Raw genomic sequence first — 20,353 nt, 5'->3', positions numbered from 1 at the left:
GAATTCCCGCAATCAGAGATGCTGAGTTTCATAATCCGAACAGGTGGAGTGGATGGACAGAGTCACGGCGGCAGCCGTTTTCAACCGGATATGTGAACTGGGCAGCCTGAGTGCCGCCTCACGATCGCTGGGGATCTCCCGCCCGATGGTCAGCCGTTATCTGGAGGAGATGGAAAAGTGGGCGGGAACGCGTCTGCTGCATCGCTCTTCGCGCCAGCTGACCCTTACGCCTGCCGGAGAGGCGATCCTGCAAAAAACCCGTCAGCTGGCCCTGATCTCAGAGGCGATCCAGCAGGAAACTACTCAGGGCGTCCCGGCCGGAACGCTTCGCATCGCCTGCGCCCACTTTACGGCTCTTCATCTTGTCGGCCCGGTGATCCCCGATTTTCTGGCGCGTTATCCGGCACTGCGCATTGAGCTGGAAATTAACAATCAGCCAGTAAGCCTGATTGGTGAGCGCATCGATCTCGCTATCCGCATCACCGACTCGCCAGAGCCGGGGGCGATCGCGCGCCGTCTCGGCGAATGCCACTCGGTACTCTGTGCCTCACCTGAGTATCTTAAGGCGCGGGGTAACCCGGAAACCCCGGACGATCTGGCTCAGCATAACTGCCTCTACTACAGTCGCTTTGCCGGACAGAGCTGGCATTTTACGGCGGCTGGCGGGGAGAAAATCGCGGTTGCCGTCAGAGGAAATTTCAGTGCGGGTATCTCTTCACTGTTGTGTGACGCGGCGATAGCGCATTGCGGGATAGCGATGGTGCCTGAGCAGGAGGCTCGCCATGCACTGGAAACAGGGAAGCTGGTAAAATTACTGCCCGATTATGAGCCGCAACGTATTGGCATATGGGGGCTTTACCTGTCGCGTGAGCACCAGTCTGCCGCACTGCGGCTGATGCTGGATGAGCTGCAAAGCAGAATCCAGAACCGGTGATCAGAGGGGCGAGTAACCGATCAAAATGGAACCTTACTATGAGTGATAATCAAACCCTTTACTGGAACCCTATGGTGCCAGAACTGACCGTCACTGACTTTACCGCTTCGCTGCATTTTTACACCGTGGTGCTGGGTTTCAGTGTGAGAATTCAGCGCCAGCAGCCTGATTTTGCTTACCTCTGCTATGGAGAGGTGCAATTGATGATTGAGCAGTTCCATCCGCAGGGCTGGAACATAGCCGATCTGCGCTGGCCGCTGGGGCGGGGTATTAATTTCCAGATTGAAATCGATGATGTTCAGGCTGTGCTGACGCGTTTGCAGCAGCATGGCGTTCCGCTCTTTCGGCCGCTTCGGGACAACCACTATGACACCGGTGAGACCACCGCCTGTCAGCGGGAGTTTCTGGTGCAGGACCCCGATGGTTATCTGCTGCGTTTCAGCCAGTATCTGGAATAAGCTGAATGTTTTTGGCAATATTAATCAGCAGGGGAATGGCTTAAGTAAAATAGACATTCTCTTCGGATATTTTTATATTGACTGTTCAATCATGATAAATGGAAACCTTTAATAGCAGCGTAGTAAAGTCATCTAAAGCGCGAAGAGTTACCTGCTGTTTACCACCGTCACATTAATCATGACCTTTTCCGCTAACGGAAGGCGCTATGCAAAGCGTGTTAACTATTGCAAAGCGTCATTAAGTAAAAGGCGGCCGTGATTTGCTGCTACAAGGCCATAATAAAAAAATGAATGTAAGAAAGAAAATTTATCCAGCGATGGTCTACACTCTCGTTAGCTGGCTGGATTAGGATTATTCTCAACAAAGGTTTTTAAGGGATTTCATTGGGCTAAGCGTTCGTACATTTACATTTATTCGTTCACTCAGCACTTAATCTTTGGGAATGTGAGCCGATAACAGGTGATACATACTCAGGAGGACGCACAATGAAATCTTTTTTATCTGTCGGCATTAGCACGCTGCTGATTGCCCTGGCCGGACCGGTTATTGCGGATTCAGATTCTGGCACTATTACCTTCAGCGGAGCCATTACTAATGGTTCATGTAATATGAATGTCGGACAAAATCCTGTCGTGTTTGACTGTTTTGATCCCGCCAGTGGTAAGGCTGTGGTCACTACTGCTGACCTGATGAATCCCGAATCGCTGACCAAGTTACCTCTGGAAGTAAAAATGCACTGGTTTAATCCTGAAAAGAGCAAAGGGATACTTTACGTTACCTATCTTTAATGCTTCTCTTGAGGTTTTATTGTGAACGACAGTGCAATGCCTTAGCAGCAACGGTGATATGGAATCTAAAGATATAAACCCATAGCTCATACAGGGTTTATCATTAAGTCACTAAGAGCCAGTGAAGTATCTTTTTTGAAATTTTTAAGTCAGCATCGGGGAATTCAGTTTACCGTAATCATCATCAGCAGATAATGTGTGCATCTTATTAATCCCTTGCATAATCGAGGGTTAATACGCGTTGCATCTGTTGATATGCAAAAAAAACCACCTTTGCTGTCAAAGGTGGGTTTAATTTATAAAAAGCTTGCGTGAAGATCAGTAAGAGTCAGAAGAGCGCTGAGTAAAATATTTCGTATTCTGACGCTTCTCCTTTTTACGACGCAGCACCAGGCTGGTGGTAATAATCAGCAGTGTCAAACCGCCGGTTGCCAGTAATTCAGCCTGATGTTTCGCATCAAACAACATGATTACCAGCACCGTGACGATAAACAGGATAGTGACCCACGTCAGGCCAGGAAATAACCACATCCGGTAACTCAGGACTTCACCCGCTTTCTCACGCTTTTTACGCAGCACCAGATGGGATGCAGCGATCACCAGATAGACCAGCAGTGCAATCGCTCCCGACGTGGCCAGTAAAAATTCAAACACCACGCTGGGCGCCAGATAATTGGCGATCACCGCCAGAAATGCAGCCGCGGTAGAGAGCAGCACCGCAATCCACGGCGTGCCGCTGCGATTGGTGCGTGAGGCAGCCGCCGGTGCATCTTTGCGGCGTGACAGGGAGTAGAGCATGCGTGAAGAGGTATAAAGCGCAGAGTTAAGACAACTGCACACCGCCATCAGCACCACCAGATCGACAATCAGCCGGGCGTGCGGGATGTTCATCGCCTGTAACACCGTCTGCCATGAACCCTGTTCAACCAGTCCTGGCGCATTCCACGGCACCAGCGCCACTACAAAGAAAATCGACAGCAGATAGAACAGCGCAATACGCCAGATGACGGAGTTAGTTGCCTGAGTAATCTGCTTGCCGGGATTCTTCGACTCTGCGGCGGCAATCGTGACAATTTCTGTGCCCATAAAAGAGAACATGGTGGTCAGGATGGCAGCCACTACCGCGCCGATACCATTCGGCATAAATCCGTGAGTGTCATAGAGATGCGACAGGCCGCTGGTATTGCTGCCAGGCAGCAGACCAAACACTGCCGCACCTGCCACGCCCAGGAACAGGATGATGGCAACGACCTTGATCAATGCAAACCAGAACTCAAACTCACCATAATTTTTTACGCTGAGCAGATTGGTAATGGTCAGCAACAGGGTGATAGCAAACGTGAACTGCCAGATGGCGACAGCGGGGAACCAGGCATGAAGAATGGTTCCCGCAGCGTTGGCTTCCAGCGGGATCACCAGCACCCAGAACCACCAGTAGAGCCAGCCGATGGTAAATCCGGCCCAGCGTCCCAGCGCTTTATCGGCGTAGGTTGAGAACGAGCCTGAATCGGGTGAGGCGACGGCCATCTCGGCCAGCATCCGCATAATCAGGACCACCAGCGCACCGGCAGCGGCATAAGAGATCAACACCGCGGGGCCCGCTTCAGAAATAGCATGGCCGGAGCCAACAAACAGCCCGGCGCCAATCACGCCCGCAATTGAGAGCATACGCACGTGGCGCGGTTTCAGGTTTTGAGCCAGCGAATCTGCATTCGCACTCTGAGTCATCGTCATGTAAACGTCTCCTGTCGACGTCCGGCCTGGATGGCCGGACGAACGGGGATGAACTTGCGTTAACGCGTCAGCGAAATCAGGCCGGGACGACGGGATGTCCGGCGGGTGCGACACAGTGATCGATCACCGTGGAGAGAATGGTCAGCGCCTGGCTGAACTGCGCATCAGGAATGGTGAGCGGGTAGAGGAAGCGGATGACGTTGCCTTTGGCTCCGCAGGTCAGCAGCAGCAAGCCCTGTTCCATCGCCATCTTCTGAACCGCCTGCGCGGTGCTGGCCTGATAGAACTCCATCGCCACCATCGAACCCAGCGCACGCACTTCAGCAATGTCCGGATGTTTGTGTTGATGTTGCTGGAGTTCTGCTTCAAGCCGGGCACCGAGATCAACGGCGCGCTGGCAGAGCTGCTCCTCTTCAATTACATCCAGCACCGCATGGGCCGAGGCGATAGCCAGCGGGTTTCCGGCATAGGTCCCGCCCAGCCCACCTGGTGCAGGTGCATCCATTACCTCTGCACGACCAGCGACCGCGGAGAGCGGCATCCCGCCTGCCAGGCTTTTCGCCATGGTGATGATATCGGCCTTAACCGGGTAGTGTTCCATGGCAAACAGCTTGCCGGTACGCGCAAATCCACTCTGAACTTCATCCGCAATCAGCAGAATGCCGTGACGGTCAGCCAGCTCCCGCAACTGCACCATAAACTCTGCGGGTGCCGCATGGAATCCACCTTCGCCCTGCACCGGCTCCAGCACGATCGCGGCGACGTCATGGGGCGCAATGTCCTGCGTAAAAATTTCTTCAAGGCTGGTCAGTGCCGCCCCGATGCTGATCCCCTGAACCGCGCTGGGATAGCGTGCATGGAAGACTGACGGCGGCATCGGGCCGAAATCCCGCTTGTAAGGCGCCACTTTTCCGGTCATTGCCATGGTCATAAAGGTGCGCCCATGGAATGCGTTACCAAAGGTGATGATGCCGTGACGGCGGGTATAGGCACGCGCCACTTTTACGGCATTTTCTACCGCTTCCGCCCCGGTGGTGAAGAAGGCCGTTTTCGCCGCACCGGCGATGGGAACCCGCTGATTAATACGCTCGGCCAGTGCGATGTAGCTTTCGTAAGGGGTGATCTGGAAAGCCGTATGGGTAAACTTTGTTAATTGATCGGCAATCGCCTGTTCAATGCGTGGATGGCGGTGGCCGGTGTTCAGTACCGCGATGCCGCCCGCGAAGTCGATCCAGCTATTACCCTCCTGATCCCATAAGGTGGCGTTCTCTGCCCGGGCAACGTACCAGTCGCACAGCGTACCGATACCTTTGGGGAGAGCCTGTGCTTTGCGCTGCTGCAACAGGTTATTTTTTTCGCTCATTTATTCCACCTCGTTAATATGCGTGTTTACAATTTCCGACAAACACGTTTATTTATGCCTGAGGCGTGGTGAGTTGCCAGAGCCAATTGTCAGAGGAAAGGTGGAGCCAATTGCGACTCTTATACGCAGATCATCTATTAGCGCGGTTACAGTTTTTAAGAACTGGCTCATTACATCAGCGGCTGCTGAACTGCATGCAGGCCGCGATCGCTGAAGAGGTGTTTCCGCGCGGAAGCCGTTTACCGCCAACCCGCGATCTGGCGCGCGAACTGGGCGTGTCGCGAAACACGGTTATGCATGTTTATGAGAGCCTGATGGCTCAGGGCTATGTCACCGCGCGGACCGGCAGCGGCACCTGGATTGCAGAGACGCTGCCGGAAAAGTCTCTGCAGAGTGATGCGATAGCCGACCTTCAGGCGGTGAAGGCGCAACGACCGGCGACGCTGTCGAAGCGGGGCGCCAGTCTGCTGGGGCACGCGACAGCATCGCCTTACCAGTGGGGCGCGTTTGTCCCCGGTGCGCCCGATGTGACCGAATTCCCCCACAAGCTGTTCAGTCAGATTCAGGCGCGTCTGAATCGCGAACCTGACGTTCACCGCCTGGTCTACAGCAGCGGCGGTGGCTGTCCCGATCTGCGCCATGCGCTGGTGGATTATCTGCGGGTGGCACGTTCAGTTCGGGCCGATGCTGACCAGATCCTGATCACCGAAGGGGTTCATCAGGCGGTTGATCTGGTAACGCGGGTGTTGTGCGATCCTGGCGATCGGGTCTGGATGGAGGAGCCAGGCTACTGGGGAACGCGCAATCTGCTGCGCATGAATGGCCTGAAGATTCGGGCGATGCCCGTGGATGAGCAGGGACTGGTGCCGGACAGCGGCCCGCCACCAAAGATGGTGTTTGTGACGCCCTCTCATCAATATCCGCTGGGTGTGCATCTGAGCCTGGCCCGTCGTCAGGCATTGCTCACCCTTGCACGTCGCCATCAGAGCTGGATTGTGGAAGATGACTACGACAGCGAATTTCGTTTTTCCGGCCAGCCTCATCCCTCACTGCAGGGGCTGGAAGCGGATGCGCCGGTCATTTACATGGGAACGTTCAGCAAAACGCTCTATCCCGCGCTGCGCATTGGCTACATGGTGGTGCCGAAACCGCTGGCACAGCCGTTGCGCATCGCCGCGGCAGAGCTCTATCGCGGCGGACATCTGCTGATTCAGCGTGCGCTGGCGGAGTTTATCCGGCTGGGCCATTACATGGAGCATATCCGCCGGATGCGCCTGCTTTACCGCCAGCGGCGGCAGTTTCTCTGCAGGCTGATCGAGCGCTATCTGGGGCCAGCCTTTTTACCGGCATTCAATCATGAAGCGGGGCTGCATCTGGTGATCCCGCTGCCAGCAGGCGCGGATGACGTGGCGATAGCCGCGGAGGCGCTAAAGCGCGGCGTCAAAGTACGGCCACTTTCGCAATATTATATGCACCCTCAGGGGGCGCGCGGATTGCTGCTGGGTTACGCCTGCGTCAACGAGCGGCAGTGTCAGGATGCGTTCGGCACACTTAAAGCCTGTCTTGCGTCCGCCGGAATGGTGTTCACTCCGCAGCGCTAGCGGGTTCAGGGGCGCTTGTTTTGAAGGAGGGCGGTTTTACTGCCGCCTCAGTGCTAACGCATTGACATTTAATCAGAGTCACCGAGAATACTCCTCTTTGCGCCCCGACCAGACAATACCGGAGTCTATCATCGCCTTTAATCCCTTTACTGCACCGGCCCGTGCGGCTATTAAGCGAGGCGCCGCGCTGGCTGCCGCGCTGTTGCTGGTCAGTTGCGCATCTGAGCCGCCGAAATCGCTGGTCACACCTTTTCCGCCCGTGACGAAACAGCCGCTATCGACGCCCGGCAAGCCAGCACAACCTCAGGCGCAGGAACCGATGCGGGGCGTCTGGTTAGCCACGGTTTCACGTCTTGACTGGCCGCCCGTTGCGTCGGTGAATGGCACCAGTCCGGCGCAGCGTATCCGCCAGCAGCAGCAATCGCTGATCGACAAGCTGGATAAGCTGAAAAGCCTGGGCATCAACACGGTGTTTTTCCAGGTTAAGCCTGATGCCACTGCGCTCTGGCCCTCAAAAATCCTCCCCTGGTCAGATATGCTGACAGGAAAAATTGGTGAAGATCCGGGCTATGATCCGCTGCAGTTTATGCTTGATGAGGCGCATAAGCGCGGTATCAAAGTCCATGCCTGGTTCAACCCTTACCGGGTGTCGGTAAACACTAAATCGTCTACCGTCAGCGAACTCAACCGCACGCTGTCACTGCACCCGGCCAGCGTTTTTGTGCTGCATCGCGACTGGATCCGTACTGCAGGCGATCGCTATGTGCTCGATCCGGGTATCCCTGAGGCGCGTGACTGGATCACCAGTATTGTGGCCGAGGTGGTGGCGCGTTATCCCATCGACGGTGTGCAGTTCGATGACTACTTCTATGCTGAATCTGCCGGTTCACTGCTCAACGATAATCAGACCTTCAGCCGCTACGGTCAGGGGTTTGCCAGCAAAGCGGACTGGCGGCGTCACAATACTCAGCAGCTGATTGAGCAGGTGTCACGTACCATCAAACAACTGAAGCCGGACGTGGAGTTTGGTGTCAGCCCGGCGGGCGTCTGGCGTAATCTGTCGCATGATCCTGCCGGTTCCGATACCCGCGGAGCGGCGGCGTATGATGAAGCTTTTGCCGATACCCGCCGCTGGGTGCAGCAGGGCTTGCTGGATTACATTGCACCTCAGCTCTACTGGCCTTTTTCCCGTCAGGCGGCCCGATACGATGTGCTGGCAAACTGGTGGGCAGAGGTCGTGAAACCGACCAAAACCCGGCTCTACATCGGCCTTGCTCTCTATAAAGTGGGCGAGCCGTCAAAAGTTGAGCCTGACTGGACACAGCAGGGCGGCGTACCGGAGCTGAAAAAGCAGCTCGACCTTAATGAATCGAACCCCAATATTGATGGCACGATTCTGTTCAGAGAGAACTATCTGAATCAGCCGCAGACTCAGCAGGCGGTAAGCTATCTTAAAAGCCGCTGGGGAGGCTGAGAAACGCCGCGACAGCATGACCAGTGCGGTTAAGTTTTTCCCTGTGACTTGCTGCTATTCTTACGCTTTATATGGGAGGAACCATGAGCGAACTGATTGATATTTTTACAAGTCACAAAAGTGAACGCAGTTTCACTGAGCAACCTGTCGATGAAGCTGTGCTGGATCGGATTATCAGTACCGCTTATCGCGCACCGACATCAGTAAACTCGCAGCAGGTTTCTGTGGTGATCACGCGTGATGCCGGACGTCGCGCACAGATCGCCGCCATTGCAGGCGGTCAGCCGTGGATTGCCAAAGCACCGGTGTTTATCACCTTTGTGCTGGATATGCATAAATCAGCCGTGGGAATGGCCGCGGTCGATCAGCAGCAGATCGCCCATCAGAGCATTGAGAGTATCGTGTCGGGTTCTACCGATATCGGTATCGCGCTGGGATCGGTAATGGCGGCTGCGCGTGCCGAAGGTCTGGGGATTGTGCCAATTGGTGGTATCCGTCGCGACCCACAGGCGATGATTTCACTGCTGGAGCTGCCGCCGCTGACCTTCCCGGTGGCGGGTGTGGTAATCGGTCACGTAGACGAACCGGCTCATCAGAAACCACGTCTGCCTCTGGCGACGTTCCGCCATGATGAGACTTACCAGACGCAGGGTCTGGAGCAGCAGATTGCAACCTACAACGATGAGATGGTTCAGCACTGGAAGACGATTGGTCGTAATGACGGTGAGAGCTGGAGCGAAAGCGTCAGCGGTTACTATAAAAACATCTACTTCCCGGATGTACTGCCAGCACTGCTGAAGCAGGGTTTTGGCACAGATAAATAGTTCGCTCTCGTTATTGAGTGAATAGAAAAAGGCCATCCGTAGCGTTTACGGGTGGCCTTTTTCATTTTGTTACTATAACGAAAGGTGACTTTCCACGGCGTAACACATAATTTCCCTTTTAACCGAAGCGCAACTGCCTCTAACACTTACCTTCCAGGGAAATAACATGTCTCAGCGTTCACTCTACGCGCTCTGTTTAATGAGCTTTTTTCTGGCCGATGTCCGCGACGGCCTGGGGCCATTTCTGGGCATCTTTCTTACGGAGCGACACTGGCGACCCGACGAAATCGGTCTGGTAATGACCTGTGGCGGTATCGCCGGATTACTTGCCACGCTGCCGGCAGGGATCGCCGCCGATGCGACCCGCCATAAAAAAATCATTGTGCTGCTGGGCTGTCTGGTGATTACCGTTGCCACGCTGCTGCTGTGGTACAGCAATCAGACCTGGACGGCGATGGTCTCGCAGGTTGTAGCCGGCCTGGCTGCGGCGTTTATCGGCCCGACTGTGGCGGGGATCACCTTAGGGCTCACGGGTCAGCGCGGCTTTAACCAGCAGATGGGACGCAATGAGGCGTTTAATCATGGCGGTAATACGATTGCTGCATTGCTGGCCGGTTTTTCAGCCTGGTACTGGGGCATGGGTGCCGTTTTCATTCTTATGACGGTAATGGCGGTTTTCGCTGCCTTCGCAACGCTGGCAATTCGCGGAAATGAGATCGATAACGATGTGGCGCGCGGTTATGAACCGCATGAAGAGCGTCAGCCAGCGCTGCACTTATCAATGTTGTTGCGAAACCCGGCGCTGATGATCGCCGGTTTGACGCTGCTGCTGTTTCATCTTGCCAATGCCGCGCTGCTGCCGATGCTGAGCATGCGCGTCGCCTCGGCAGGCGGCCAGGCGGCGATCAGTCCGGGCCTTTACGCGGCGGCAACGGTGGTGATTTCCCAACTGGTGATGATCCCGGTCGCGCTGTGGGTATCTAAACGCGTTGATACGCACGGCTATCGCCTGTTTATCATGATCGCCCTGATGATATTACCGCTGCGCGCGGTTCTGGCCGCCGGCTTTGCCGAGCCGATTTTTGTCATTCCGGTTCAGGTTCTGGATGGTATTGCGGCCGGGATTCTCGGTGTGGCGGTGCCAGGCTATATTGTCTCCCTGCTGCGGGGTACGGGTCATGTTAACGCCGGGCAAAGCGTTATTATGCTGATGCAGGGCGCAGGTGCCGCGCTGAGTCCCGCCATGACGGGCATGATCGCCGCACGTTATTCTTACAGCACCGCGTTTGCGGTACTCGGCGCAATTGCGCTGGCAGCGCTGATTCTATGGTGGCGCACCGGTAGCGCCCCAGCCGCCCGTCTGGCCTGATCGGACACAAAAAAGGCTGCCCATTGGGCAGCCTCTTCTGGCAAATCCGTTTGCGACCATCCGTTATTTATACAGTTCTGCGGTCATGTGAACACGGTTGTTGGTGTTCGCTTCCGTAATTTTATACTGCGCGCCCTGTTCCTGAGCCTGAGCAGCAATTTTTGATTCTGCGCCATCCAGTGTGGATGAGGTGACAGAAACGCTCTCGGCAAAGCTGCCAAAAGAGATCAGAGAAAGAGTTGCGAGTGCGGCGATTGAAAGTGCTTTTACGTTTTTCATGGTCATATTCCTGAGTTATGAATTGGGAGGATGTTTGCCTCCGATGGGAATAATAGTAACTCAGGTTATGATATCAATATTAACTATTAGTGCGGCAATGGTGATCGTGCTAATTGTTTATCTGGGGATCAGACAGCGACTGTGCCGTCTCCGTAATCAACGTCCTGAACCAGCGATGGGCAGGATCGTCGCGATAGCGTGCATGCCAGCCCATTTCAACCGGAAAGGTGCCCAGGTCAACCGGCGCGGGAATGATTCTGAGCCGCTGATCGCGTGAAAGATGCTGACAGATCAAACGCGGCAGGGTCGCGCAGTAGTCGGTGACCGCAATCATTTCCGGCACGGCCAGAAAGTGGGTTACGGAGACAGCAACCTGACGACGCAGGCCTCGCTGCTCAAGCGCCTGATATAACCCGGCGCGCATACGGCCAGGTGGCAGAACGTTGACGTGCTTTAGCTGCTCATATTGCTCTGCGCTGAGATTTTCGCCCACCAGCGGATGATCGGCGCGTATCACGCAAGCCAGACCTTCATTCATCAGGTGCTGAACGACGAGATTATCGGGCGGCTCCACGATACGACCCAGCACCATATCGGTATTACCTGAAATCACACCGGTTTCAGTAACGTCATTGCCAAAAGGAGTGAGGCGGAGTCGGATGCCGGGTGCACAGCTCCTGAGGCGGGCCACGATGGCAGGCATCATGATGAATTCTACATAGCTGTTTGGCGCAAGCGTGAAGAGGCGGGTGGCATGAAGCGGATCAAAGTCCTGCTGGCCAAGAATAACCTTGTCGATCGATGACAACGCAGCACCGACCACCTGAGCCAGCTGTTCCGCTTTCGGCGTAGGTCGCATCCCGTAACGTTCGCGGATAAATAGCGGATCGTTGAGCGTTTCACGCAGCCGATTTAATGCATTAGAAAGCGCCGGCTGGGTTATGCCAAGCCGTTCCGCTGCGCGGGTAACTTTGCGCTCTTCCATCATGACCAGCAAAACTGGCAGTAAATTCAGATCGTATTTCATTAAGCTATAATGCTATGTGAATAACTGAAATTGAAGAAATAAATTTCATAAATATTCGTAACCCCGCCATGATTAACGGGTCAACGCAGAAGATAGCGGCTCAGACGCTGGTTCTGACTATCCTTACACCTGAAACCGACTAACTGTTATATGGAGCGGAAATGAAAATTTTAATGGTTTTGACCTCGCATGATGAGTTGGGCACCACTGGCAAGAAGACCGGTTTCTGGCTGGAAGAACTTGCCGCACCTTACTATGCATTTCTTGATGCGGGCGCAGAGATTACCCTGGCTTCACCGAAGGGCGGACAGCCTCCACTCGATCCAAAAAGTGATGAACCCGATTCTCAGACTGATGAGACCCGCCGCTTCCATGCCGATTCTGCTGCTCAGGCAGTACTGGCCTCGACCGTCAAGCTTGATACTGTTGATCAGGAAGCGTTTGATGCCGTTTTCTATCCAGGCGGCCATGGTCCTTTATGGGATCTGGCAAACGACAAACACTCCATTTCGCTGATTGAGCAAACCCTGCAGGCGGGCAAACCGGTTGCGCTGGTCTGTCATGCTCCAGGTGTCCTGCGTGATGTGAAAAATGCTGATGGCACGCCTCTGGTCAAAGGAAAGAAAGTTACTGGCTTTACGAACAGTGAAGAAGAGGGCGTTGGCCTGACTGACGTGGTGCCGTTCCTGGTTGAAGATGTGCTAAAACAGAACGGCGGCCTTTACTCACGCGGTGATGACTGGCAGTCCTATACGGTTCAGGATGGCTTGCTGATTACCGGTCAGAACCCAGGTTCATCAGCCGAGACCGCGAAGGTTTTACTGGCAAGTCTGGCGAAATAAAGCTCTTTACAGCATGCTGAGTTTTGAGGGCGCCTGCGGGCGCCTTTTTTATTCCTACCGTTAAGTGCCAGGGCAGATAGTGACCTGCTTAATTATTCAGGTTGAATAGATTAGAGCTCAATTTTTCTTAACATTGATAATAAATTTACGGGCGTTTCAGAGCTAAATGATTGCCTGAAAAATTCACTGCAAATATAAACATGTTTTTAAAACCAGTGTTGACATCGTTTTTTATATCCGTAGAGTAGGACTCATCAGCGGCGTGCAGTTGCCCTGATAAACCGGAAACAAAAGCGTTACGAGTAAAGTAAAAAGGTCCGACAAATTTGTGAGTTGAACTTGTCGGTGGTTCTGTTAAACATTGTTCTTTAAAACTGTTCGTTAGTTAAAATAACCCTGTTAAATGGAGTCGAAGTAAGTCTTTAAGAAGTATGTAGTATCGCGTCGCGATGATGTAAGGCCTCGTAGTTCTGAACGTTACGTTACGACAGGATACGATTGCGGTTTAAACGTCGTAATGAAAGTAAGGCAACGCATCAAAGAGTATATATCGCGATGGGGGTGTGCAGATTTATACGGGCCTGACCTGTCTTTGTCTCCTGAAAGACTATCAGGTGGTTGAAACCGCTAATAATAGTGACATTTCAGTATCGTGATCATTATTATCCGCAGGATCTGTTCATAAATAGCAGTACCGAAGTAGTACCTATCAATTAAGTTAGTTAATGGTAAACGTAAAATCTGTAGTACCTTAAAAGCCCTGGCTATTTCAGTCAGGGCTTTTATCATTTTACGTTGTCTGTCAGTTCTTTTTAGAGCGTAAATATGAGTAATTAACATTATAAAAGCAGCTTTTATTGATAATATTTAAAGTGATTCACGCGCGATTTATTCTCCTGCTATTTTTTCCTCAGCTCAACACTCTCTTTCCTGAATTCCCCAGCATCAATTTTTACCCCGCTATCGACATAGCAAAGCGCGATTTTGCCTTTTCGACGTCGGACAGAATGCGATATAACGCCCCGTTATCCTGTCTGTTGCTTAAACAAAATCGCAAAACAGTGAGCCGCAGTCCGCTATTCCTGTTAATACACCACCGTTTTAGCCACGGACGCCAGTCGTTCACGCAGCCACTCATGCCCTTTGTGATGATGGGTTCGGTTATGCCAGGCCATGATTTTGCTGAAGCCAGGGATGATCAGCGGTGCTGGCAACATGACCAGACCCGTAGTGTCGACCGCCAGTCGTTTCGGTACCACGCTTACCAAATCAGTGACGCGCAAAATTTCCGGGAGCGTCAGAAAACTGCAAACTGAGAGCGTTACCCGACGGGCCCGGCCAATCGCAGCCAAAGCCTGGTCGGTAACCCCATTAAAATTTCCGCCGGGCCACGAAACCAGCGCATGATCCTGCGAACAGAACTCATCCAGCGACAGCGTCGCACTGCCCGGCAGAGGATGATTTTCACTCAGCAGACAAACATATTCTTCATTGAACAGTTGCCGTGTATGCAACGTCGGCGGCGTGGTATCTGGTTTCAGCAACGCCACATCAACTTTCCCATGTTCAAATTGTCCTGACAGGGTCTTATCTGGCCAAGTAATGATGAAAGCATGATCAACCCAAAAAAGGAAAATACTTCCGTTATAAATTTTTAAATTATTGAAAAATAAGCTCTATATCGAAAGTATACTGAAGAAAGACTTACTCAGCATGGTGATAGATGACTGATAGATATCTCACATCAAAACTATTCATCTATAAGATTTAATTAGTAATTTATATGAAAATATCTCTTTTCTGGAGTGTATAGCCTTCAGGGAGCCGGGAAGGGTTTTTTAAGGAGTTTTTAATTTACCCATTGCGAACCATTTCCGTTTTCAGATGGCAAAAAAATCAATCTGCGTCATAGTCAATATTCATCGAGTTATTGCGCTATAGCTTTCTTTTGAAATTCATCTGCGCCTGTTAAGTGCGCTATTCAAACAGAGGTTAAAATGTCTGCAGAATCTCCAGAGAATATCTCCAGCGATCTTTCTCAGTTCGTCGGTACGCATTTTGTCTATACCTATGATAATGGCTGGAAATATGAGTGGTATGCTCGCAACGAAACCACCTGCGACTACCGCATTCATCAGGGACTGGTAGGTGGCCGCTGGGTGACCAACCAGAAAATGCATGCGATTCAGTTCGCCCCTGGCATCTAAAAAGTAGACTGGCATGAGCCCACCGGCACCTGCGTCAGCCTGCTGTTTGATCTGAATCGCACCCTGGTTCACGGCACAATTTTCTTCCCGCAGTGGATTGCCGGTGAAGGTCAGCATCCGGAAAAAACTATCTGTTATCAGAATGATTTCATTGAAGATATGCACCGCTTCCGCGATGAAGGGCCGGCCTATCCGTATGTGATCATTCCAGAGTTTGCGAAAGTGACCTATATGAAGAATGAAGGTCCAGATAACGATGAAGTGATCAATCAGGCACCCGGACAGATGCCTGCTGACTACTTTGATGGTAAGTAATTAAGCCGGTCACCCGCCCCTACGGGCGGTAGCTTCTGCCTGACGCGCCAGCGTGCGGGCGAGGATTGAGGAGTAGAGTGGTTTCCCCCCCAGAAACTGCGCCAGCAGCGTAGCGCCCAGACAGGTAATAATCATCGGCAATATCAGCTGATAGTTATCGGTCATCTCCAGCACCAGTACGATACCGGTCAGCGGTGCCCTTACCGACGCCGCAAAAAGTGCTCCCATCCCCGCGATAGCAAAGGTGCCCGCTTCCAGATGATAAAACGGGAAGAGGTCCGACATGGCCACCCCAAAGGCTGTGCCGAGCAGCGTACCCAGCGCCAGCATCGGCGCAAAAATACCGCCCGGCGCACCTGAGCCAAAACAGAGCAGGGTGGTCACCAGCCTGACCAGAAAGATGATCAGCAGCAGGGTGAACGGAAAGACGCCATGGACCGCCTGTGGAATCAGTTCTGAACCGCCGCCTGCGCCAGGTGCAAACAGCAGAGCCAGAATACCGCAACCGCCGCCCAGCAATGCACCGGCCAGCACCACGCGTGCCGTTTTACCGGCATAAAAGCGCGCAAAAAGGTCCTGCGTGATAAATATCAGGCGGTTAAACAGGACGCCGACCATACCGATAATCATCCCGAGCACCAGATAGAGCCACAGCGTCTGCACCGGCGCATCAGCCAGCTTGCCGACGGAGATCACCGCCTGTTCGCCGTTGAAACAGCGGAACACAATGCTGGCCATAATCACACCGGTAAACACGGCTTTAATTGAAATCAGGTTATAGCGGAATTGCGGACGCATCTCCTCGATGATAAACAGGATGCCCGCCAGCGGCGCATTAAACGCTGCCGCCAGACCGGCCGCCGCGCCGGTTGCCAGCAGCGTATGGCGTGCCTCATTGCTGCGCATCCCCAGAATATCAATGACCATGCGGCCAATGTTCCCGCCCAGCTGCACTGTCGGGCCTTCCCGGCCCAGCACCATACCGGCACCCAGCGTGCCCATGCCGCCAAAGAACTTCACCGGAATCACCCGCCACCAGCGCACAGGCCTCAGCTCTTCCAGCGCCCCTTCAATTTCAGGGATACCGGAGCCACCCGCTTCGGGAGCAAAGCGCCTGACGAGAAAATAGCCCACCATCGCCAGCAGAGCCGAGATGGCAAAGGCGGCGGCGTAGAGCATCCAGCCCTGAAACTGCGATGGTATAAGCGTGTCAGCACGCCACTGCTGTATTGTTTCAACGGCCCGGGCAAACGCCACGCCCGCCAGGCCAACCAGCGTACCGACCAGCGCGGCACAGAACAGCATCGCCAGCGGTGTTTTATCACGATAGAGCAGGGCGCGAAACATCCGGCTGCGCGCCGCGATGGAGCGGGGAACATAAACCGGCTGCGGTGATTCTTCATTCATTGAGAGACATTCTTGTTCAACCAGACCAGCGCCCCAGTTTACTGAGTGATAAGGTGAAAACAAACGTCAGGATCAATTTCATCGGGGTAAAGGGTTAATTCGTCTGTGGTGGACAAACCACTTGCGCCATGCGTTCGCGGTAGGCTGGATCATCCTGGTTTTTCAGCGCCTGAGCCGCCGCGGCCAGCGTGACCTGATTCTGCTTCTGGTTCTGCTTATCGTTAAGAAACGTCTGACGCAGTTTTTCATCGGAGATGGTTGGCGATAACTGGCACTTCTGGCGCAGATCGTCAGTTATCTGCTGCTGACGCAGCGCAAACTTCAGCGTGTCGTAGGGTGCGGCTGCCACAATCAGCGGGCTTAACAGCGGCAGAATAAACAGCGTGTTGCGGATCACGTTCATGATGGTCTCCTGACTGCTGAGGACAGGATCGGGTCTTCGGCAGTTTTCAGTTGATATTAATCGCATTGAGTGATTAGCCTGAGCACAATATCCCCGACCGACTGCGGCAACGTCGCCACGGTCGACGCAATAATCATAGCAATACTGGCGTGACAGGGAGCTGACATGCAGACACATTCCACTGAAATTCTCACCGCTGACTGTTGTATCGTCGGCGGTGGCCCGGCCGGATTAATGCTGGGTTATCTGTTCGCCCGCGCAGGCCTGCGCGTGATGGTGATCGAAAAGCACGCCGATTTTCTCCACGATTTTCGCGGTGACACCATCCATCCTTCGACGCTGGAAATTATGCATCAGCTCGGTCTGCTGGAATCTTTCCTGACGCTGCCGCATCAGCGTGCCGAAAAGCTGGAGGCGGAAATCGGCGGACAGAGTATTACGATGGCCGATTTCTCACGCCTGCCGGTTCAGTGCCGTTTTATCGCCTTTATGCCGCAGTGGGATTTCCTGAACTATATGGCTGAACAGAGCGCCCGGTATTCGGGCTTCAGCCTGCTGCAGTCGACCTCTTTTGAGTCGCTGAATGTTGAAAATGGCAAGGTCAGTGGTGTGATAGCTTCCCGCGGGAATCAGCAACTGCACATCCGCTGTAAACTGGTGGTCGGTGCAGATGGCCGCCATTCACGCGTACGCGAAGCGGCAGGACTGACCGGACAGGAATTCGGCGCAGCACGCGATGTCATCTGGTTCCGCTTAAGTAAACAGCCGCAGGATCCCGATCTGGGTATGGGGCATAAAGGGCCACGCCAGAACTTTATTGTTATCGATCGCGGCGACTACTGGCAGTGCGGACTGACTATTCCGAAAGGGGAGTTTCAGGCGAAACAGGCCGCCGGACTCGACGCGTTTAAAGCAGAAGTGGCGGCTCTGTCGCCGTTCGGGCCTGCGCGCATGGCGGAAATCGAGAGCTGGGAGGCGTTTAAACTGTTGTCGATACGTATCGACCGCCTGGATAAGTGGGCGAAACCTGGTGTGCTCTGCATTGGTGATGCGGCGCATGCCATGTCGCCGATTGGCGGGGTTGGCGTAAATCTGGCGATTCAGGATGCGGTAGCGACGGCGAATCTTTTGACCGATCCTCTGAAGAAGGGAGAACTGCAGCTGCGCGACCTGGAAAAAGTGCAGAAGCGCCGTCAGTTCCCTACCGCCGCCACACAGTTTTTGCAGATGAAGATGAGCCGTAATAAAGCCAGAAGAAAACCTTCGGGAAGCAGCAAGGTTCCCGCGATTATCCAGCGCCTGCCGTTTCTGCGTTTTGTGCTGGGACGCCTGATCGGTCTGGGCTTCAGGACGGAGTCGCCGCAGGTTGCGCACATGAAAGAAGAGCGTTAAATGATTTCGACAGCGATCAGATATCATGCGACACTGTTTCACTGTGAAAGTACTGTCAGATTGAGCCGCTATTTATCTGATAATTGGGCGCTAATTGAGCATTCCTTAGCTAAATTATTTTCGATTTTTGCGCCTGCATAGGAGAGGTTTCAGTGCATAACGAGCAAAATGGCAGCGACGTAAAACGTCTGAGTGCGATCAAGGCACTTTTGTCCCCGGATGAAGCCCGGGATAAGGTGCTGGAAAGATTCGTTAATCTCGCCAGCCAGGTGCTGGGTATTTCTGGCAGCTTCATTTCAATTATTGACGATCATAACCAATATATTAAAGCGTCCCGCAACTTCGATCTTAAGCAATCGACCCGTGATGAATCTCTTTGCCGCCACGTCATTGATGGTGAGGGACATCTGGTGGTGTATGACACCTTACTGGATGAGCGCTTTGTCACGCACCCGTTTGTGAAAGGCGATCCGCATATTCGTTTCTACGCCGGTGTCTCGCTGCAGAACCTCGACGGCGCGGTGCTGGGCACGCTCTGCGTAACCGACACCCAGCCACATCCTTTTACGGATGAGAAACTCGCCACGCTGCGCTCACTGGCTACGCTGGTCACCTCATTTCTGGATGCCTGGAACAATGCGGGTTTTGCCGACGTCATTACGCACCTGCCGAATCGCCCACGCCTGATTCGTGATATTCAGCAACTGACCCTTGTCGCACCACAGAGCCGCTTTCGCCTGATTCTTATCGACTGCCTCGACATCATTCGCGCCTATGAGCTTTCCCGTGCGGTGGGCATTGCGCCGATGGAGAAACTGCTAAAGCAGATGGCGCAGGATGTCGCTCACCGGCTCAATCTTCCGGAGAATGAAACGCTTTATACTTTCGCTCCAGGCCGTTTTGCTATTGTTCAGCCCTACTCGGGTCGTTATACCGCACATAACATGATCGACCTGTTTAAGGGCATGAAGGCCGATCTGGCGGAAAATATTACGCTCGACCTGGATGTCTTTACCGGTGAAACAGAGTTTGTACCGGGCCAGATGGATGCCAATGAAACGGTGCGTCAGGCCGTGAGCGCGCTGCATGAAGCGGTGGATGAGAACATCAGTGCAATGTGTTTTGAAGAGAGTTACGACTCGCGGCGCACCGATGACTTTATGATCATGAACGATCTGGCTCAGGCGCTGAATAAAGACGAAGAGCTTTACCTGGCCTGGCAGCCTAAAGTCTGTCTCAAAAGCGGTAAAACGGTCGGGCTGGAGGCGCTTATCCGCTGGAATCATCCTGAGCGGGGCGAGCTTTTCCCTTCAGAATTCATTCCGTTAGCGGGTAAAACCAACCTGATTTCCGATCTGACCAACTGGGTTATCGATCACACCATTGAGCAGCTTGCGCGCTGGGATCGCGAATACGATCTGATTCCGGTTTCGATCAACGTCAGCGAACGCGACTTCGCAAAGCCCGATTTTGCCGATCGGCTGGTGGCAAAATTAGCGGCGGCTCAGTTACCCAATTCTATTCTGGGCATTGAGTGCCTGGAGAATGAACTGATCACCAAAACCAATGTGGCGATCAGCGGGCTGGAAGCGCTGAAATCACACGGCTTTGTGATCTCGCTGGATGATTTCGGCACTGGCTACAGCAACATCAGCTATCTGCAGGATATCCCGCTGGATGTGATCAAGATCGACCGATCCCTGATCTCGCGTATGGGTGAAGATGACGCATCAAAAATCATCGTCAGATGCATTATTCAGATGCTGAAAGAGCTGAACTACACCGTGCTGGCCGAGGGCGTTGAGACGGAAGCCACCCTGACGTTGCTGAAAACTTACGGTTGCGATCAAATCCAGGGCTACTTCTTTTCAAAACCGCTGCCAGCCAGCGATATTGAACACTGGCTTTATCAGAAGTGATGCCAGGAAAATGGCC

17 protein-coding genes and 1 pseudogene are annotated in these 20,353 nt (G+C 53.4%); 11 read left to right on the top strand and 7 right to left on the bottom strand.

What is annotated here, in order from left to right; all coding sequences use genetic code 11:
* The first annotated feature begins 52 nt into the window (after positions 1-52).
* The 3 genes from PAG01S_RS13035 (at position 53) to PAG01S_RS13025 (ending at position 2,181) form a co-directional block, all read left to right on the top strand.
* Positions 53-934 (top strand): LysR family transcriptional regulator, encoded by an 882-nt coding sequence (locus tag PAG01S_RS13035; RefSeq protein WP_062758959.1) that lies wholly within the window; start codon positions 53-55, stop codon positions 932-934.
* A gap of 38 nt (positions 935-972) precedes the next feature.
* Positions 973-1,392, top strand: a complete 420-nt coding sequence (locus PAG01S_RS13030) for a bleomycin resistance protein (protein ID WP_062758957.1) — start codon at positions 973-975, stop codon at positions 1,390-1,392.
* Between the two features lie 486 nt (positions 1,393-1,878).
* Entirely contained in the window at positions 1,879-2,181 is a 303-nt protein-coding gene (locus PAG01S_RS13025; RefSeq protein WP_062758956.1) for a YmdA family protein, read from the top strand.
* A 318-nt stretch (positions 2,182-2,499) separates the two neighbouring features.
* On the opposite strand, the gene gabP is transcribed toward PAG01S_RS13025, so the two are convergent.
* Positions 2,500-3,915 (bottom strand): GABA permease, encoded by a 1,416-nt coding sequence (gene gabP / locus PAG01S_RS13020; RefSeq protein WP_062758954.1) that lies wholly within the window; start codon positions 3,913-3,915, stop codon positions 2,500-2,502.
* Between the two features lie 76 nt (positions 3,916-3,991).
* Positions 3,992-5,278 carry a 4-aminobutyrate--2-oxoglutarate transaminase gene (gene gabT, locus PAG01S_RS13015; protein WP_062758952.1) on the bottom strand — a complete coding sequence of 429 codons (1,287 nt, stop codon included), beginning with the start codon at positions 5,276-5,278 and terminating at the stop codon, positions 3,992-3,994.
* A gap of 110 nt (positions 5,279-5,388) precedes the next feature.
* On the opposite strand from gabT, the gene pdxR reads away from it, so the two are divergent.
* The 4 genes from pdxR to PAG01S_RS12995 all read left to right on the top strand — a co-directional run bounded on the left by pdxR (position 5,389) and on the right by PAG01S_RS12995 (position 10,546).
* Positions 5,389-6,879, top strand: coding sequence for a MocR-like pyridoxine biosynthesis transcription factor PdxR (gene pdxR, locus PAG01S_RS13010; RefSeq protein ID WP_174532009.1), 1,491 nt, complete (start codon positions 5,389-5,391; stop codon positions 6,877-6,879).
* 97 nt (positions 6,880-6,976) lie between these two features.
* A complete protein-coding gene (locus tag PAG01S_RS13005; protein WP_170933463.1) occupies positions 6,977-8,353 on the top strand; it encodes a glycoside hydrolase family 10-like protein in 1,377 nt (458 codons plus the stop codon).
* 83 nt (positions 8,354-8,436) lie between these two features.
* Complete coding sequence (locus tag PAG01S_RS13000) at positions 8,437-9,177, top strand: nitroreductase family protein (protein ID WP_062758949.1); 741 nt, start codon at positions 8,437-8,439, stop codon at positions 9,175-9,177.
* Positions 9,178-9,343: 166 nt separating this feature from the next.
* Positions 9,344-10,546: an MFS transporter gene (locus PAG01S_RS12995; protein ID WP_062758947.1), complete on the top strand. Its 1,203-nt coding sequence runs from the start codon at positions 9,344-9,346 to the stop codon at positions 10,544-10,546.
* A gap of 63 nt (positions 10,547-10,609) precedes the next feature.
* Here PAG01S_RS12995 and PAG01S_RS12990 read toward each other — a convergent pair whose 3' ends face one another.
* Both PAG01S_RS12990 and PAG01S_RS12985 read right to left on the bottom strand, forming a co-directional pair.
* A complete protein-coding gene (locus tag PAG01S_RS12990; protein WP_010246960.1) occupies positions 10,610-10,825 on the bottom strand; it encodes a YdgH/BhsA/McbA-like domain containing protein in 216 nt (71 codons plus the stop codon).
* Positions 10,826-10,934: 109 nt separating this feature from the next.
* Positions 10,935-11,852, bottom strand: coding sequence for a LysR family transcriptional regulator (locus PAG01S_RS12985; RefSeq protein ID WP_062758945.1), 918 nt, complete (start codon positions 11,850-11,852; stop codon positions 10,935-10,937).
* Positions 11,853-12,013: 161 nt separating this feature from the next.
* Here PAG01S_RS12985 and PAG01S_RS12980 point away from each other — a divergent pair, with 161 nt between their 5' ends.
* Complete coding sequence (locus tag PAG01S_RS12980; RefSeq protein ID WP_050679290.1) at positions 12,014-12,694, top strand: type 1 glutamine amidotransferase domain-containing protein; 681 nt, start codon at positions 12,014-12,016, stop codon at positions 12,692-12,694.
* Between the two features lie 1,085 nt (positions 12,695-13,779).
* Here the strand turns inward: PAG01S_RS12980 and PAG01S_RS12975 are convergent.
* On the bottom strand, positions 13,780-14,277 hold the full coding sequence (locus tag PAG01S_RS12975; RefSeq protein ID WP_073970672.1) for a LysR substrate-binding domain-containing protein: 498 nt from the start codon (positions 14,275-14,277) through the stop codon (positions 13,780-13,782).
* Between the two features lie 414 nt (positions 14,278-14,691).
* Here PAG01S_RS12975 and PAG01S_RS12970 point away from each other — a divergent pair.
* Positions 14,692-15,216 (top strand): annotated as a pseudogene (locus PAG01S_RS12970) (phenolic acid decarboxylase).
* 9 nt (positions 15,217-15,225) lie between these two features.
* Here the strand turns inward: PAG01S_RS12970 and clcA are convergent.
* Together clcA and PAG01S_RS12960 are read right to left on the bottom strand one after the other, a co-directional pair.
* Positions 15,226-16,563 (bottom strand): H(+)/Cl(-) exchange transporter ClcA, encoded by a 1,338-nt coding sequence (clcA, locus tag PAG01S_RS12965; protein ID WP_062759316.1) that lies wholly within the window; start codon positions 16,561-16,563, stop codon positions 15,226-15,228.
* Between the two features lie 154 nt (positions 16,564-16,717).
* Positions 16,718-17,026: a YicS family protein gene (locus PAG01S_RS12960; protein WP_062758941.1), complete on the bottom strand. Its 309-nt coding sequence runs from the start codon at positions 17,024-17,026 to the stop codon at positions 16,718-16,720.
* 165 nt (positions 17,027-17,191) lie between these two features.
* Between PAG01S_RS12960 and PAG01S_RS12955 the strand changes: the two genes are divergently transcribed.
* Together PAG01S_RS12955 and PAG01S_RS12950 are read left to right on the top strand one after the other, a co-directional pair.
* Positions 17,192-18,418: an FAD-dependent oxidoreductase gene (locus PAG01S_RS12955; RefSeq protein WP_062758939.1), complete on the top strand. Its 1,227-nt coding sequence runs from the start codon at positions 17,192-17,194 to the stop codon at positions 18,416-18,418.
* 152 nt (positions 18,419-18,570) lie between these two features.
* Positions 18,571-20,337: a sensor domain-containing phosphodiesterase gene (locus PAG01S_RS12950; protein WP_033760659.1), complete on the top strand. Its 1,767-nt coding sequence runs from the start codon at positions 18,571-18,573 to the stop codon at positions 20,335-20,337.
* Positions 20,338-20,353: the final 16 nt, after the last annotated feature.

This window comes from Pantoea agglomerans NBRC 102470 (assembly GCF_001598475.1).
GTDB lineage: Bacteria > Pseudomonadota > Gammaproteobacteria > Enterobacterales > Enterobacteriaceae > Pantoea > Pantoea agglomerans.
This window is presented reverse-complemented; position numbering and strand designations above follow the sequence as displayed.